Genomic DNA, 15,990 nt, shown 5'->3' on the forward strand with positions numbered 1-15,990 from the left:
GTCCGGTCTAACCCACTCCGGATCCGTTGCCATCAGAGTCGGCACCGCCACTGGGTCCGCCGGTGCCTGCACCAGACGGCGCGCCGCTCGAGTCGGTGCCGCCGGCCGCCCCGGGGCGGGCGCCGGTGATGGCGCCGATCCCGTTGGTGAACGCGTCGGTGATCGGCGTGAAGGGAGCGAGCGGGTTGAACGGATTGCCTCCGGTGACACCGGCTGTACCCGTCGGTGGCTTGGCGAGGGGGGCCCCGTTGACGCCAGGGATCACGACCGTTGGCTTTGGGGTGCTGACCCGCGAGGTATCGGACTTCGGTGTCTCGGTGTCGTCGACGAGGGCCGCCGGTGCCGAACTACTGACGGCAAGGGGACTGACGGGTGCGGCCAACGGAATCGGAACGCCGCCACCGGGCTGGACCACCCCGGGCGTCGGCGGAGTGATTCCCGCGAACGGGGTGGGGGCAGCGGTCATGTCGGGCGCCAGCGAGAACGAGATGCCCCCCGGACCGAGGCTGATGGACGGCAGGACGTTGAAGTCGAAGGGCATCCCGCCAACCTGCGTCGTAGTGTGCAGGCCACCGATCCGGAAGTCGTTTGGCGGGCCACCCGTGAAGTTGGTCGAGGTGACGAAGCCCGTGGTGCCGGTATTCGTGATGACTCCAGGCATTCCGGCTGACCACCGGCCAATGTCGACGGCACTGAAGTTGTCATTCAGACCATTGGGGATCGGCAGAAGACCACCGCCCGCGGCCTGGGTGAAGCCGATGGCCTTCAGGACGTTGAGGTTGAAGAAGAATGGGCCGACGTTGTTGGCGGTCTGCAGGACGCCGGCGTGCGTGGCGAGGATGGGGTCCCACGCGGCGACGTTGTCGGTGAAGCCCACCGCGCCGGTGCTGTTGGCCACGCCGGCCACCCCGGTCACCCACTGGTCCATGCTGGTGTAGTTGCCCGTGGCCGTGTTGCTTCCTGGCGGCGGTTGGCTGGCGCTGAATGCTCGTACCGAGTTGAGATCGAAGGCGAGCGGACCCAGTTGATTGACGGTCTGTAGGGCGCCCTTTGCTGCGACCTGCAGGGCGCCACCGGCGGCAGTCAACGCGTTGGCCGACAAGGCTGCGGCGCCAGCAGTGCTGGTCGCAGGTCCCGGCGCAACTACCCAGGGATATATCTGGGCGAAGCTGAAGGCCGCAGGCTGAACCTCGGGAACGACGCGAGGTTCGGGGTTAGCGGTGAACAAACCGGAATGAGTCAATAGCAACGCCCCAACGCCGGCCGCGGCGATTCCAAAACTGGTGAGACAGCTAACGGTCCTGATCATCAAATCCTCCCTCGACCCCGACACGGTGGCAAGGCAGTGAAGAACAACACTCCCGTTTCAGTCCACAAGAGATCTGCGTCAGCTAATGACGAGAGCACTTGATTCGACTTCGCTGATGGTACTACCTGTACGGCCCACTTTGGTGACACGCAACGAAAAACTTCGTGGAGGCAGACACCGCTGCGTCGACGAACTCGGCGGCAGGCCGTTGAAAGCGCGCCGAGCGACGATCCGCCCCGGTCGGGCGAGTTGGTTTAGCTGGCCGCTGCGTCTTGCTCGCGCTTGAGTTCGAGTGCGATGTCGATCAGCTGATCCTCCTGGCCGCCGATCAACTTGCGCTGCCCGGCGCGGTGCAACAGTTTGTGCGCGGGCACGCCGTAGCGCTCGGACTGCCGGATGGCGTGTTTGAGGAAGCTCGAGTACACCCCGGAGTAGCCCATGATCAGCGCGTTGCGATCCAGCAGGCACTCCTGCGGCATGGCGGGGGCAACGACTTCTTCGGCAGCATCGGCGATGTCGAAGAAGTCGATGCCGGTCTTCACCCCGATCTTGTCGAACACGCCGATGAGCGCCTCGACGGGCGCGTTGCCCGCGCCCGCGCCGAACCTACGGGTGCTGCCGTCGATCTGCTTGGCACCCGCACGCACCGCCTCCACGCTGTTGGCCACGCCGAGGCCCAGGTTCTCGTGGCCATGAAAGCCCACTTGGGCATCCGAGCCCAGCTCGGCGACCAGCGCGGCGACCCGGTCGGCCACGCCCTCGAGCACCAGCGCGCCCGCCGAGTCGACGACGTACACGCACTGACAGCCCGCGTCGGCCATGATGCGGGCTTGGGCGGCCAGCTTCTCCGGGGAGATGGTGTGCGCCATCATCAGGAAGCCGACGGTCTCCAGGCCCAGTTCGCGGGCCAGCCCGAAGTGCTGGATCGACACGTCGGCCTCGGTGCAGTGGGTGGCGATGCGGCAGATCGATCCGCCGTTGCCTTGGGCCTCCTTGATGTCGTCCTTGGTGCCCAAACCGGGCAGCATCAGGAACGCGATCTTGGACTCCTTGGCCGTCTCGGCGGCCAGCTTGATCAGTTCCTGCTCCGGGGTCTTGGAGAAGCCGTAGTTGAAGCTCGACCCGCCGAGCCCGTCGCCGTGGGTGACCTCGATGACGGGAACGCCCGCGGTGTCCAGCGCGGCGACGATCGCCCGCACCTCGTCGGCGGTGAACTGGTGGCGCTTGTGATGGCTCCCGTCGCGCAGCGACGTATCGGTCAGCCGGACGTCCCAGATTGGGCTGAAGAAGATATCGGTCATGCTTGCGCTCCCTCGGACACTGACGCCCGTTCCTTGGCGATCTCCTCGCCCACCTTCGTCGCGGCCGCGGTCATGATGTCCAGGTTTCCCGCATACGGCGGCAGGTAATCGCCCGCGCCCTCCACTTCGACGAAGACGGTGACCACCGCCTGCCCGCCCGAGTGCACCGACGGCGGATCGAACTGCGGTTCGTTGAGCAGCCGGTAGCCGGGCACATACGTCTGCACCTCGGCGGCGACCTCCTTGATCGACTTCGCGATCGCGTCCTGATCGGCATCCTCGGGGATGGCGCAGAAGATGGTGTCGCGCATGATCATTGGCGGCTCGGCGGGGTTGAGGATGATGATCGCCTTGCCCCGCCTGGCGCCACCGATGACCTCGACGCCACTGCTGGTGGTCTTGGTGAACTCATCGATGTTGGCCCGCGTCCCCGGACCGGCCGACGCCGACGACACCGACGCCACGATCTCGGCGTAGGGCACCTCGACCACGCGAGAGACCGCGTAGACCATCGGGATGGTGGCCTGCCCACCACAGGTCACCATGTTGACGTTCGGCGCATCCAAGTGCGCGCGCAGGTTGGCTGGCGGAATCACCCCAGGCCCGACCGCGGCCGGGGTCAGGTCGATCGCGCGAATGCCCGCCTCGGCGTAGCGCGGTGCGGCGTCGCGGTGCACGTAGGCACTGGTCGCCTCGAACACCAGGTCCGGCTTCTCATCCAGTGCGAGCAGCCAGTCCACACCCTCGTGCGAGGTCTCAAGGCCCAGCTTGCGGGCCCGCGCCAAACCCTCACTGTCGGGGTCGATGCCGATCATCCAGCGCGGCTCCAGCCACTCCGAACGCAGCAGTTTGTACAGCAGGTCGGTGCTGATGTTGCCGGATCCGACGATCGCGACGGTTGCCTTGTTCGGCATGTGCGCTCCTTCTATTCGAACGACAGATGGACGGAACCGAGTCCGTCGAATTTGGCGACGAAGTCGTCGCCGGGGCGGGCGTCGATCGCGCGCGTGCACGATCCGGGCAGGACGATGTCGCCTGCCTTCAAGCGCACCCCGAACTGGTCGACCTTGCGGGCCAGCCACGCCACCGCGGTGACCGGGTTGCCGAGCACTGCATCGCTGCGGCCCTCGGCGACCACCTCACCGTTGCGGGTCAGCACCGCGTCGATGTTTTGGATGTCGATGTCCTTGGGCGACACCCGCTCCTTGCCGAGCACCCAGCCTGCCGACGAGGCGTTGTCGGCGATGGTGTCGCACAACTTGATCTTCCAGTCGGTGATGCGGGTGTCGATGAGTTCGATCGACGGGGCGAACGCCGCCGTCGCCGCCAGCACGTCGTCCTCGGTGCAGCCTTCGCCGGGAAGATCGTCGGCCAGGATGAAGCCGACCTCGACCTCGACGCGTGGATAGAGATAATTCGCCGTCTTGACTGGCCTATCAGTGAAGACCTCCATGTCGTCGAGCAGGTGGCCGTAGTCCGGCTCGTCGACGTTCATCATCTTCTGCATCGCCTCGGACGACAGCCCGACCTTGTGCCCGATGACGCGGGCGCCCTCGGCGACCCGCTGCCTGATGTTGATCAGCTGGATCTCGTAGGCATCCACGACGTCCATGCCGGGCACACCGTCGGTCAACGGCTTCAGCGGCACCTTGCTCCGCTCGGCCTGAGCCAGCTCGGCGGCCAGTTCGTCGCGTACTTCCTCGGACAACATCGGTGAAGTCCCCTCGTTTCGTCGACCGGCACAGTTGTGGGTCGGCCGGGCAATTCTATAACGTGTTCTACATGACGGAAACGGAGTATGACGTCGTCGTAGTCGGCAGCGGCGGAGCGGGCCTGGTCGCCGCCCTTACTGCCGCCCACCACGGACTCTCGACACTAGTCGTCGAAAAGGCCCCGCACTATGGCGGTTCCACTGCGCGGTCGGGCGGCGGCGTATGGATTCCGAACAACGTGATCTTGAAGCGCGACGGGGTCAAGGACAGTCCAGCCGCTGCCGCCGAATACCTGCACTCGATCGTCGGCGACGTGGTCCCCGCCGACCGCATCGACACCTATCTCGAGCGCGGGCCGGAGATGCTCTCGTTCGTGCTGAAGCACTCGCCGTTGAAGATGTGCTGGGTGCCGAACTACTCCGACTACTACCCGGAGGCACCCGGTGGGCGTCCCGGCGGACGCTCGATCGAGCCGAAGCCGTTCGATGCCAAGAAGCTGGGCGCCGATATGCCTGGCCTCGAGCCGCCGTACGGCAAGGTCCCGATGAACATGGTCGTCATGCAGCAGGACTACGTCCGGCTCAATCAGCTCAAGCGCCACCCGCGCGGTGTGCTGCGCAGCCTCAAGGTCGGCATCCGGGCGACGTGGGGCAAGGTCACCGGAAAGAACCTCGTCGGCATGGGCCGCGCGCTCATCGGTCCGCTGCGGATCGGCCTGCAGAAGGCGGGCGTGCCCGTCCAGCTGAACACTGCGCTCACGGACCTGTTCGTGGAGGACGGCGTCGTCCGCGGGGTCTTTGTGAGAGATGCCCGCGACCCGGAATCGTCTGAGCCCCGGCTGATCCGGGCCCGCCGCGGAGTGATCCTCGGCAGCGGCGGCTTCGAGCACAACGAGCAGATGCGGGTGAAGTACCAGCGCGCCCCGATCACCACGGAGTGGACCGTCGGGGCGATCGCCAACACCGGCGACGGCATCCTGGCCGCCGAGAAGCTCGGGGCTGCGCTCGACATCATGGAGGACGCCTGGTGGGGGCCGACGGTGCCGCTGGTCGGCGCGCCGTGGTTCGCGCTGTCCGAGCGCAACTCCCCCGGCTCGATCATCGTGAACGTGAACGCCAAGCGGTTCATGAACGAGTCGATGCCCTATGTCGAGGCGTGCCACCGGATGTATGGCGGCGAGTTCGGCCAGGGCGCGGGCCCCGGCGAGAACGTGCCGGCCTGGCTGATCTTCGACCAGCAGTACCGTGACCGTTACATCTTCGCGGGTCTGCAACCGGGACAACGGATTCCGAAGAAGTGGGTGGAGTCCGGCGTGGTGCTGATCGCCGACACGCTCGAGGAGCTGGCCGAGAAGACGAGCCTGCCCGCCGACGAGCTCAAGGCGACGGTCGAGCGGTTCAACGTCTTCGCCCGTACGGGTGTCGACGAGGACTTCAAGCGCGGCGAGAGCGCCTACGACCGCTACTACGGCGACCCGACCAACAAGCCCAACCCCAACCTCGGCGAGATCAGCCACGGGCCGTACTACGCGGCCAAGATGGTGCCTGGCGACCTCGGGACGAAGGGCGGCGTGCGCACCGACGTACACGGCCGGGCGTTGCGCGACGATGGCTCGATCATCGACGGCCTATATGCCGCAGGCAATGTCAGCGCCCCAGTCATGGGCCACACCTATCCCGGGCCCGGCGGGACCATCGGCCCGGCCATGACGTTCGGCTACCTTGCGGCGCTGCACCTGGCTGCCGCAGGCCCAGGGGCGTAGCGCGTGCCGATCAATCTCGACGAGGCCATCGGCGCCGAGCTCGCCCCGGTCGAGTTCTCCTGGAGCAGCAGCGACGTGCAGCTGTATCACCTGGGCCTCGGCGCGGGTGCCGATCCTCTTGACCCGCGCGAGTTGGCCTACCTCGTCGACGACACCCCGCAGGTGCTGCCGACGTTCGGCAGCGTGGCTCAGACCTTCCATCAGACCGAACCGCCCACCGTGCAGTACCCCGGCATCGACATCGAACTGTCCAAGGTGCTGCACGCCAGCGAGGCCGTATCCGTTCCAGGGCCCATCCCGCCGTCGGGAACGGGGCGGGCGGTGACCCGCTTCACCGAGATCTGGGACAAGGGCAAGGCAGCGGTGATCTGGTCCGAGACCACGGTGACCACACTGGACGGCGCTCCGCTCTGGACGCAGAAGCGGTCGATCTTCGCCCGCGGCGAGGGCGGGTTCGGCGGCGACCGCGGCCCGGCCGGATCCGTCGAGCCACCCGACCGCGCGCCCGACGGCGAGGTTGCCCTGCCGATCCTGCCGCAGCAGGCTCTGCTGTACCGGCTGTGCGGCGACCGCAATCCGCTGCACTCGGATCCGGGCTTCGCTTCCGCCGCAGGGTTTCCCATGCCGATCCTGCACGGCCTGTGCTCGTACGGCATCGGGTGCAAGGCCATCGTCGACACCTTCCTGGACGGCGACGTCTCGCGGGTGCGGTCCTACGGCGCCCGGTTCGCGGGCGTGGTGTTCCCCGGCGAGACGCTCAAGGCCAGCATCTGGAAGCACGAAGACGGGTTCGTGGCGGTGCTGACGGCACCCAGCCGCGATGACGCCGTCGTGCTGTCGGGCGTCGAGTTGAACCCGGCCTGAGCCGGTCGGGCCTGGTTCAGTTCCTCGGAATTCCGCAACTCGATTCAGTTTCAGCAAACACCCGAAAGAGTCCTTGCGTAGGCAAGAGTCGTTTGGAGTGGATTCGACGCCCACGGACGCACGTTTCCTAGCGGCTGGCGTGATTCGCCAGGGTGGCGCGTGCGATTCCGCGAATCGCGCTGGGGGCGTTTCTTCGCCCGACAGCACGCCTGCGGTAGCCGACGCCTTGCATGGTTGATTGCTGAGATTTCGTCACCCGGTGCTCGTCACGGCATTTTCGGTTATTTACAAGCAGGTAAATGCCGAATCTGCACTCATGTCAATGCCAGTACATGTTTGCCATGACTACCGATGAGTCGCCTCTGGACTTGGCGGTTCGCACACCCGATGCATAGCCGTGCCGCAGCTCCTTGATGACGCAAATACTTGTTCAGAATGTTTGCCACCGGCGTTTACAGGTGTCAATTGGCGGCCTAACGTCATGCTCGTCAGTTTCCAGCTAGCTAAGGATTTGGTCATGCCATCTATCCGTTCAGGCATCGTCTTCGGATGCGCGCTCATTGGTGCAGGTGCGATCGCCCTCGTCGGCGCTGGTGCCGCCACCGCCGATAGCGGCATCAACCTCACGCCCGGTAACAACGGCCTGCTCAACGGCGGGACGGGCAACACCGGCATCGCCAACAACCTCCTCGGCCCCGGCACCGGGAATTTCGGGGTGGCCAACGGCCTGCTCGGCGGTTCCTTCAACCAGGGCATCGCCAACCAGGGCAATCTGAACAACGGGCTGCTCAACATCGGCACCTTGCAGGGGGGCATCGCCAACATCGGCACCTTGCAGTCGGGCATCGCCAACATCGGTGCCGGGCAGGTGGGCGTCGCCAACGTCGGCTGCGCGAACGCAGGCGCCGTCAACGTCGGCTGCGGCAATTTGGGCCTCGTCCAGATCGGCGGGGGCAACATCGGTGCCGTCAACATCGGAGACGGCCGGAACGGAATCCTGCGCATCCTCGGCTAGGGTCGCCTCGGGGGAGAGGCGGCCGTCTAGACCCCGCGGCCGCCGACCCTGCGCCGAATTGAACGCGGCCTGATTTTTGCCGCGTCCGCCCCTTCACCCGGAAGGCCCAGTGCCCAGACACGTTGCCAACAGCGACGACGTTGCAGCCGCTGCCAGCAGGTTCCGTGGGCATCATCGGCGCCCATCGCGGCTGCCGACGACCCATCGACCACGACCATCGGGTCGCAGGCGAAGCTGATCGACGGCAACGTCAGGCAGCTCGGCTGGTTCACGCTGATCAGCTCAGACAGCAGATCGTCGACCTGTGCAAGTGAGCGCCTGCATACGCCCGTATGTGCCTGTCCGGGAATCAATTACATCCGCGTCGACGGCGGCGGCGGTGGCCGCAGTAGCGGACTGGCGGTGAACACGCGCAGCGGAAATAGGTGCCAGGGTTCTGTGTCGTCGAGATTGCCGTACAGGCCGATGTTGACGACTCCCGCAGCCGTTACCACCAGCGGTAGGTGGGGGGCGGACACCCAGAACTTGACCGGCGAGCCTGGCACGTCGGGCCAATGCCAGCTGCACGCGATCGAGCCGAGCCGTTCGCCGTCTTGGGACCTGGCGACTATGTAGAGGTGTGGGTCGTGATCGGAGCCACCTTGGGTGTGGACGGCGAGGACCATCGGGACGGTGATGTGTGCGGGGAAACTCGCCACCTGCGCACTGGTCAGCGGGAAGCCGTCAGCGGTGATTCCACCGCGGTCGTCCACGACTGCCCTCAGCGACGGCGCAAACGCCACTACCTGCATGCCGCCACTTGCGCCCCTTAAAGTCGTTGCGCCGCAGGGGTCTACGGGGTCCCGCCGTTGCCACCGGCGCCACCGGCGCCGCCCGCACCGCCCAGGGAGGTGTTGTTGGCGCTGCCACCCGAACCCCCGGTCCCGCCGTCACCGGTCTTGCCGGTGCCGCTGGTACCCCCGGTGCCGCCCTTACCGCCGGATCCGCCGAAGTCACCCAACCCGTGGTCACCGTCCTGGCCACCAGGACCCACGCCGCCGCCGCCGCCCTCACCGAAGCCGCCGCCGCCCCCGACACCGCCGCTACCACCAGCATCCCCCGCGCCGTTTCCGCCGCTGCCACCGGCACCGGCCGTGCCGCCATTGCCGCCGAGGCCGATCACGCCGCCGGTACCACCGGACCCGCCATTGCCACCACTGGTACCGGTGCCGCCGCTCGCTCCGGGCGCGCCATTGCCGCCGTCCCCGGAGCTGGTGCCGGGGCCGCCGTCGTCTCCGCCTATACCGCCCGAGCCGCCTGCCGCCTGAGCGTCACGCCGTTGCCGCCGTTGCCGCCCGGCGCGCCGCTGCCGCCGATCTCGCCGTCGCCGCCAAGGTCTCCACCCTTGCCACCGGCTTGGCCGGTGCCAGGGGTCCCGTCGCCACCGTTCTGCAGACCCACACCGTTCGCGCCGGGCACCGGATTCGGGGCGCCGACGAGATACACACCGGCAGCCCCCGTCGCGCCAGCGCCGCCGGCCCCACCGTTCCCGCCGTTGCCGATGAACCGCGCGCGACCACCGTTGCCACCGGTACCGCCCGCGATCGGCGCGCCAAGGGGGCTGAAACCACCGGGACCACCCGTGCCACCCGACCCGCCGTTGCCGAAGAAGCCCGCGCTGCCGCCGTTACCGCCGGCCGTACCCGCCGTCGTCGGACTGAAGCCGGCCCCGCCATTGCCGAAGAGGATCCCTGCGTTGCCGCCATCGGGATGCAAGGCGGTGCCCGCTGCGCCGTTGCCGATGAAGATATTGATGATCGGAATCTGACCGGCAATGTCCAACAACGGATCTGCCGCACCAAACGCTGTCCCAAAGATGCTCGCCACCACCGGGGAAGCCGCCGCCGACACATTGCAGATCAAAGTCGGCGGGACACACAGCGGAGCGGCTTGCGCCCGCCCCGGCGTCACCAGCAACGCCGCCGCCGGAACGGCCAACACCAGACCGGCCCCACCGATCGGACTGCCGCCAAACTGCGCGACGGCGTACGTGCGCACCGATGACGACCATCGGCACTGCGGCCGACTGCCCTGCCCCGCTTCGACATTCGACTCCCCAAACAATAGTTGCCATACCGCACGTACCCGGTCGACGCTAACGAACCACTGCCGAACATGGGATAAGGAATATCCCTACAAATGAGGTGCTCGCCGCAAGCACCAGAAACGACCCCGGACACTTCGCCGGGGATCGTTTCCTGCGCGATGGAACCGCGGCATCACCCGAAGCGATCTGCTCGACGTTTTAACAGCTGACTCCAAGCTTTCTCGCAGGATGCCTGTCGGGGCCGCACGGGAACGCATGTGCCGATAAGCTAAGCCGTTGCTGGAGCCACTTCCTAGTGAGTTTGCGAATGCCATATTGGACGTATCGATGTCGACTGCGGCTGAGGTTGAGCGCACGCCCGACGGCGTGGTGAGCCGTGAGCCCGAGGATCGGGCGGTGACCGATTTCTTGGCCTCGGCATGTAGTACGCCTTCGGCCTTGGTGATCGCGGGTGAACCTGGCATCGGCAAGACCACCTCGTGGTTGGCGGCTGTGGCATCAGCCCGCCAACGTGGTTTCCGAGTGTTGTCCGCGCGCGCCGCAGCAGCAGAATCGGTGCTTTCGTATGGCGCGTTGGCCGACCTGCTGGCCGGTCTTGATGCGGCCGCGTTGGCAGATTTGCCGCACCCACAGCGGCTCGCAGTAGACCGGATCCTGTTGCGCGCCAGCACAGATGGTGCCGCAGTCGATCAGCACGCGATATCGGCCGGATTCCTGTCGGTCATGGAGAGACTTGGCGAGGAATCGCCGGTGTTGGTGGCGATCGACGACCTGCAATGGCTCGATCCCTCCAGTGCCCAGGTGATCGCGTTCGCTGCCCGGCGGCTCACGGGACCGGTGGGCGTACTGGTCACCGTGCGCGGGGATGCTGACAGTGCTGCCTCGTGGCTACAGCTGCCCAAACTCGACTCGATTGCGCGGATCACGCTACGTCCGTTAGCTGTTGGCGCCCTGTATTCGCTGATCTCGGAGCGGCTGGGGCGGTCGTTCTCGCGTCCGACGATGCAGCGCATCCACGAAGTCTCAGGTGGTAACCCCTTCTACGCCATCGAGCTGGCGCGGGGGATCGACGCCAGGTCGCCGAACGTTGACCCGCTGCTGCCGAGGTCGCTGGCCGAGTTGGTGCAGGCTCGGCTCGGCAGTCTCACCGCTGATGCGCGAGGCGCCTTGCTGGCCGTGGCCTGTCTGGCCGATCCGACCGTCTCGTTGGTGTCGAGGGCGATCGGTACCGACGCAGATCGGCTGCTCGACATCCTCGCGGAGGCCGAGGAAAAGGTAATCATCGGGATCGATGGCAACCAGCTGCGGTTTACCCACCCGTTGCTGGCTACCGGGGTTTATACCGATGCCGCGCCCGCGCAGCGTCGGATGATGCACCGCCGCTTGGGCGAAATCGTGGATCAACCCGAATTGCGCGCCCGCCACCTCGCCCTGAGTGCCACTAGCCCGGACCCGCTGACGCTTGCCGCACTCGATACTGCGGCCGATTCGGCGCGTACCCGTGGCGCGCCAGCGGCCGCAGCTGAACTGTTCGACCTAGCCCTTCGGCTCGGCGACGACACGCCGCAGCGCCAGATGGGTTCGGCTGCACACCATTTCGATGCTGGCGATACCGGACGCGCCGGGGCCCTCCTTGGAGAGGCGATCGAGCGGTTGGCACCCGGGATGCTTCGTGCCCAAGCGATGTGCCAACTTGCCTTGGTGCGGGTGTTCGACCAGAACTTCGTCGAGGCGGCCGACCTGCTGCGACGGGCGCTCGGCGAGGCCGAGGGCAATCTCGTGATGCAGGTCCAGACGCTGGTGGCGCTGTCGTGGGCGTTGGTCAACTCTGGTCACCTCGGTACCGCCGTGGACACCATCGAGGACGCCGTTCTGCGTGCCGAGTCCCTCGGCCAGCCTGATCTGCTGAGCCAGGCACTGGGCTTGCGGGTCATCATGCACTTCATGCGCGGAGACGTCATCGATGAGCCCAGCCTGCGACGCGCGCTGGAAATGGAAGGGCGCCACACGGGTATTCCGCTGCCATTCCGCCCCAGCATGCAAAACGCCATGATGCTGGGCTGGACCGGGCAGCTTGACTCGGCGCACGACGAGTTGCTGTCCATCCGGCGCCTCTGCCTCGATCACGGCGACGAGAGCGGCCTCTTGTACGTCGCGTTTCATGCCGTTCTGGTAGCGATCTGGCGGGGCGACCTGATCGAGGCGATGCTCGTCGCCGAGGACGCTGTGGAACGCGCGATGCAGCTGGGTGGGGACGTCTCACTGTCCGTGGCGTTGACGATCCGGGCCGCGGCTACCGCGTACGGCGGCCGCGAAGACGACGCTCGTCGTGACCTTGCCGGGGCTTTGGCGGCCAGCCGGCGCTGCGGCTCCTATCGGTTGGCGGAATGGCCGATCACCATCCTGGGGTTTCTGGAAGTATCGCTGGGCAACTATCGAGCGGCGCTGACCGCGCTCCAACCTCTGCTATCGCACCTCGACGCGGCACCGGAGGCGACGGAGATCGTGGCCGCCTCGTTTGTGCCCGACATCGTCGAGGCCATGATCCAGTTGGGCCGGCTCGCTGAGGCTGAGCCGCTGATCGACACGTTGGAGCGCAACGGTTGCCGGCTTGACAGGGCCTGGATGTTGGCTGTCGGTGCTCGCTGTCGCAGTATGCTGCTGGCCGCTCAGGGTGATCTCGACGCGGCGGTAGACGCCGTCGAACGAGCAATGGTTGAGCACAAGCGCCTGCTCATGCCGTTAGAGCGTGCGCGGACCCAGCTCCTGCTCGGCCAACTCCAGCGTCGGCAACGCCAAAAGAGCTCCGCCACAGCCAGTCTCGCCGAGGCGCTGCAGACCTTCGAGGACCTGCAGACCACGCTGTGGGCAGACCGGGTCCGCAAGGAGTTGGCCCGAACCAAGGTCGGCCCGAGCGGGCGCACCAACCAGCAGCTGACTCCGTCGGAGCAGCGGGTGGCCGAGCTAGCTGCATCGGGGATGACCAACCGCGAGATCGCCACCGCGCTGTTCATCAGCCCGAAGACCGTCGACGTCAACCTGTACCGCGTCTACCGCAAACTCGACATCCAATCCCGCGGTCAACTGGCCCGGCGATTGGTCCATCGAACAGAGCCATAGCGGAACGCGCTAACTCCACACTCAGCGGGCGCAACGTAATTCGGCCAATCGCGTCGGGCGTGGGTAGGTGCAGCCAGGACGTCACGCTGTCGGCGTCGTCACGAGCGGTCCCCAACACGCCCACCGGGCCGTTGAGCCGCCTGACAACGAACGCCAGTACCTGCGCACTGGAGGGATCCAGCCATTGCAGGTCGTCGATCGCCACCAGAACCGGCGACCGTTCGCCGAGGCCTTCCAGGATGGACAGGAAGCCCGCCGCCACCGCATGCTGATCGACTTGCGGCCCGCCTACACCGGCGCGAAGGAGTATTCGATCGATCGCCAGGCGCTGCGGGAGAGGCACATTCGACAGCGCGGCTGGTTCTACGCCGGCCAGCAGGTCAGCCAGCGCCGCATACGCCAGCACCGATTCCGCCGCCGCCGCCCGCGCCGACAACACAACGAACCCACGCTCGTGCGCCGACGCCACGGCCGCTAGCCATGCGGTGGTCTTGCCGATGCCGGCTTCCCCAGCGATGATCAAGGCGGAGGGGCCGTGGCATGCCGACGTCAGGAAGTCGGCAACTGCTTGCGCTTCCGGTTCCCTGCTCACCACGCCGCCGGCCGCGGATTCGATTTCAGCGACCACCACTGCCGCCTACATCGCGTTGGCGACCGACTGCGTCAGCGCTGACGACCGACTCGGTTGACCTCGCGCGCGCAGCCGACAGCCACTCCTGACACGGAGACGTCGAACGGGGCACTCGCAACTCACTAATAGGCGCGGACTGCAGCAACGACACAGCCTATCGGCAGCCGGTTCGCGGCGCGGCCGCGCAGCGACGACTGTGAAGGCGCTGTGATTCACCCCGATCGGCGGTTTGTAGTGATTTTCCTTATTCCTCTGCCTCCCGCTAGACCGTTAGCGTCAAGCCCGTAGTTGGGACTCAGCGGCCCCGGCGTGGTTGCTTCTGACCAACGGCACCGGCGGGGCAACCCTCACGGGGATCAGGGGAATTCGGGCCAGTGTCGAGCGAAGGGGAACATGATGAAGCGAATACTCGTAGGAATGGCTTTGACTGTCCTGACGTCTGGCGGGTTGGGTCTAGCGGGCCTGGGCGCAGGCACCGCCGAGGCATCACCAGTCGGTCCCTACCACTGGTGCCCAGGCCAGCGCCCCATCCAGGTCGACTGGGATCAGAGTGTCTGCCACACGTGGTGGAGGGTCGATCACGGGCAGGGCAATCTGGACGGCACAGTTATCGTCGCCGATGGCACCCCGCTGGACAACATGTGGGAAGGTGCTGATCCGCCAGCCTCTGCCCCACCGCCCAATCTTCCACCTTTCCTGTGCCGCAGCGAGTTTCCGCCTCAGCAATGCGATGCTTGGGGGCTTTGACCGCCACGCCACGGCGCGAGGACGAGCATGCATCTGGATGCCGAGAGGGATGTAACCCGGCCACCCTTCACAGTCGCAAAGGCGTACCCAAAGAAGCATCGTCGGCCTGCGACACCGCTTATTCATGCTTCTACCTGAGTGGGGACGGTGAGCATGTTTCTCCGAAAGTATGAGCAACGGTTGGAGCCGCAACTGTCATCGGAGCTCGGCGAGCCGATCCTGCGCTGCATCGCGCTGCACGCCGCGACCATGCACGACAGGATGGAAATGGAGAGTCTTAATCCGTTGTGGCGGCCGTCGTTGATTGTCAATGGGCAACCGCACACCCGACTGCCGCAAACGATGTTCCTCGTTATGACGCCGACGCGAGTCCTGATCACCGACACCAAGAGAGGCATGTTCGTTTCCGGCTACCGGCCGGTTTTGAGCTCACCGATACTCACGCTTCTACGTGGAGACGCCGAGATGACCGCCGTCCACGACGACGACGGGGTGTGGCTCTATCACCTGAAATCCCGCGCCCACTCGGCGGAACTGGACTTGGAAATGGCCCACAGCGGCCGCGGCATCGCCGCAGAACTGGCCGGCCAGTTGCAGGAGTTCTCGGTCACACAACGCCCCGCTAACCCGACGTCGGGACTGACTGCGCCGCCGGAACCGACCGTCGCATCGCAGCTACTCGATAACCGTCGGCGCTGGCAGACCAAGTCAAATCGGGTGCACGGCGTCTTGAGTGCGGTGGGTTCACTGCTGTGCTTCGGGTTCGGCGCATACCAGGTCTACGGGCATCACCTCGGGCCGTTTGCGCCGGGCACCTCGAAGTGGCTGTTCATTTGGGGTGCAATTTTCGCACTCGGAGCTGTCTGGCTGTTCGTGCCCGAACGACGACGAAGACACCGTGCCCCGCCAGCACGGCGAGGACGGCACGCTGGCTCGTAGTCGTCGACTCAATCTTGGCCAACGCGTTAGGACACATCGCGGTACGACGGCATCACTGCGTGCGCCCACTTCTCGGCACTCTCGTCGCCCACCCACTCTGGCGGGCCGCTGTGTAGCCGGCGGTTGTTGTCCTTATGCGTGCTGAGGGTTCTTCTCAGCCGACAGCCGCCACTCCTTGAACGCAGCCAGTTCGGATCGCGACGCCTGATCCCATCGAACGCCCATCGCGTGCAGAAAATCCAGCCAAACCTTCAACGACAAGGCGTAACGACGCAACGTCCCCGTTGCTCGTCCCCTCACCAGGGGATCTCGCTAGTAGGCGTTCACCAACGCATCCGCCCGGCCCCACGGATCAAGGAAGAACGGGGTGCCATCACACGCACCATTTCGCTTCGCCCAGGCCTCGACATCGCCTAATGGGAGTCGATCAGCGTGTCCTTGACGGGGATCTTGGTTCTCGAGCGGGAGGCTGATTACCGAGCCGCCGGCCGGTGAGCACTGTCG

At 66.1% G+C, this 15,990-nt stretch carries 13 protein-coding genes and 1 pseudogene; 6 read left to right on the forward strand and 8 right to left on the reverse strand.

The genetic code is table 11. From position 1 onward, the window contains the following. Positions 1-7: 7 nt before the first annotated feature. The 4 genes from HNP02_RS38940 to HNP02_RS38955 all read right to left on the reverse strand — a co-directional run bounded on the left by HNP02_RS38940 (position 8) and on the right by HNP02_RS38955 (position 4,321). A complete protein-coding gene (locus HNP02_RS38940) occupies positions 8-1,309 on the reverse strand; it encodes a hypothetical protein (RefSeq protein WP_184446000.1) in 1,302 nt (433 codons plus the stop codon). A 254-nt stretch (positions 1,310-1,563) separates the two neighbouring features. Next, positions 1,564-2,610, reverse strand: a complete 1,047-nt coding sequence (gene dmpG, locus HNP02_RS38945) for a 4-hydroxy-2-oxovalerate aldolase (RefSeq protein ID WP_184446001.1) — start codon at positions 2,608-2,610, stop codon at positions 1,564-1,566. Then, positions 2,607-3,524 (reverse strand): acetaldehyde dehydrogenase (acetylating), encoded by a 918-nt coding sequence (locus tag HNP02_RS38950; protein WP_184446002.1) that lies wholly within the window; start codon positions 3,522-3,524, stop codon positions 2,607-2,609. Before HNP02_RS38950 ends, dmpG begins: the two co-directional genes overlap by 4 nt. Positions 3,525-3,535: 11 nt before the next feature. Next, positions 3,536-4,321: a 2-keto-4-pentenoate hydratase gene (locus HNP02_RS38955; RefSeq protein ID WP_184446003.1), complete on the reverse strand. Its 786-nt coding sequence runs from the start codon at positions 4,319-4,321 to the stop codon at positions 3,536-3,538. Between the two features lie 71 nt (positions 4,322-4,392). Between HNP02_RS38955 and kstD the strand changes: the two genes are divergently transcribed. The 3 genes from kstD (at position 4,393) to HNP02_RS38970 (ending at position 7,963) form a co-directional block, all read left to right on the forward strand. Then, a complete protein-coding gene (kstD, locus tag HNP02_RS38960; RefSeq protein WP_184446004.1) occupies positions 4,393-6,084 on the forward strand; it encodes a 3-oxosteroid 1-dehydrogenase in 1,692 nt (563 codons plus the stop codon). Between the two features lie 3 nt (positions 6,085-6,087). Continuing rightward, on the forward strand, positions 6,088-6,948 hold the full coding sequence (locus HNP02_RS38965) for a MaoC family dehydratase (RefSeq protein WP_184446005.1): 861 nt from the start codon (positions 6,088-6,090) through the stop codon (positions 6,946-6,948). Between the two features lie 517 nt (positions 6,949-7,465). Then, on the forward strand, positions 7,466-7,963 hold the full coding sequence (locus HNP02_RS38970) for a hypothetical protein (RefSeq protein WP_184446006.1): 498 nt from the start codon (positions 7,466-7,468) through the stop codon (positions 7,961-7,963). A 353-nt stretch (positions 7,964-8,316) separates the two neighbouring features. Here HNP02_RS38970 and HNP02_RS38975 read toward each other — a convergent pair whose 3' ends face one another. Continuing rightward, positions 8,317-8,754, reverse strand: a complete 438-nt coding sequence (locus HNP02_RS38975) for a hypothetical protein (RefSeq protein WP_184446007.1) — start codon at positions 8,752-8,754, stop codon at positions 8,317-8,319. A 50-nt stretch (positions 8,755-8,804) separates the two neighbouring features. Next, positions 8,805-9,787 (reverse strand): annotated as a pseudogene (locus tag HNP02_RS44240) (PGRS repeat-containing protein); the annotation flags it as partial. 589 nt (positions 9,788-10,376) lie between these two features. Between HNP02_RS44240 and HNP02_RS38990 the strand changes: the two are divergent. Beyond that, entirely contained in the window at positions 10,377-13,169 is a 2,793-nt protein-coding gene (locus HNP02_RS38990; protein ID WP_184446010.1) for an AAA family ATPase, read from the forward strand. Here HNP02_RS38990 and HNP02_RS38995 read toward each other — a convergent pair. Then, entirely contained in the window at positions 13,084-13,722 is a 639-nt protein-coding gene (locus HNP02_RS38995; RefSeq protein ID WP_221318519.1) for an ATP-binding protein, read from the reverse strand. The two genes, HNP02_RS38990 and HNP02_RS38995, sit on opposite strands and share 86 nt — an antisense overlap. On the opposite strand from HNP02_RS38995, the gene HNP02_RS42380 reads away from it, so the two are divergent. After that, positions 13,667-13,858 (forward strand): hypothetical protein, encoded by a 192-nt coding sequence (locus HNP02_RS42380; protein WP_221318520.1) that lies wholly within the window; start codon positions 13,667-13,669, stop codon positions 13,856-13,858. The genes HNP02_RS38995 and HNP02_RS42380 overlap by 56 nt on opposite strands. 842 nt (positions 13,859-14,700) lie before the next feature. Next, a complete protein-coding gene (locus tag HNP02_RS39000; RefSeq protein WP_184446011.1) occupies positions 14,701-15,486 on the forward strand; it encodes a hypothetical protein in 786 nt (261 codons plus the stop codon). A 132-nt stretch (positions 15,487-15,618) separates the two neighbouring features. Here the strand turns inward: HNP02_RS39000 and HNP02_RS43430 are convergent, their stop codons facing one another. Next, on the reverse strand, positions 15,619-15,786 hold the full coding sequence (locus tag HNP02_RS43430) for a site-specific integrase (RefSeq protein WP_309241859.1): 168 nt from the start codon (positions 15,784-15,786) through the stop codon (positions 15,619-15,621). Between the last annotated feature and the right edge of the window lie 204 nt (positions 15,787-15,990).

The organism is Mycobacterium sp. AZCC_0083 (assembly GCF_014202335.1).
Taxonomy (GTDB): Bacteria; Actinomycetota; Actinomycetes; order Mycobacteriales; family Mycobacteriaceae; genus Mycobacterium.

What these genes read in the sequence shown, in the direction of transcription:
- HNP02_RS38990 (WP_184446010.1), top strand. Translation starts at nt 10,377, where the DNA reads ATGTCGACTGCGGCTGAGGTTGAGCGCACGCCCGACGGCGTGGTGAGC.
- HNP02_RS38940 (WP_184446000.1), bottom strand. Translation starts at nt 1,309, where the DNA reads ATGATCAGGACCGTTAGCTGTCTCACCAGTTTTGGAATCGCCGCGGCC.
- kstD (WP_184446004.1), top strand. Translation starts at nt 4,393, where the DNA reads ATGACGGAAACGGAGTATGACGTCGTCGTAGTCGGCAGCGGCGGAGCG.
- HNP02_RS42380 (WP_221318520.1), top strand. Translation starts at nt 13,667, where the DNA reads ATGCCGGCTTCCCCAGCGATGATCAAGGCGGAGGGGCCGTGGCATGCC.
- HNP02_RS38955 (WP_184446003.1), bottom strand. Translation starts at nt 4,321, where the DNA reads ATGTTGTCCGAGGAAGTACGCGACGAACTGGCCGCCGAGCTGGCTCAG.
- HNP02_RS39000 (WP_184446011.1), top strand. Translation starts at nt 14,701, where the DNA reads ATGTTTCTCCGAAAGTATGAGCAACGGTTGGAGCCGCAACTGTCATCG.
- HNP02_RS38970 (WP_184446006.1), top strand. Translation starts at nt 7,466, where the DNA reads ATGCCATCTATCCGTTCAGGCATCGTCTTCGGATGCGCGCTCATTGGT.
- HNP02_RS38950 (WP_184446002.1), bottom strand. Translation starts at nt 3,524, where the DNA reads ATGCCGAACAAGGCAACCGTCGCGATCGTCGGATCCGGCAACATCAGC.
- HNP02_RS38975 (WP_184446007.1), bottom strand. Translation starts at nt 8,754, where the DNA reads ATGCAGGTAGTGGCGTTTGCGCCGTCGCTGAGGGCAGTCGTGGACGAC.
- dmpG (WP_184446001.1), bottom strand. Translation starts at nt 2,610, where the DNA reads ATGACCGATATCTTCTTCAGCCCAATCTGGGACGTCCGGCTGACCGAT.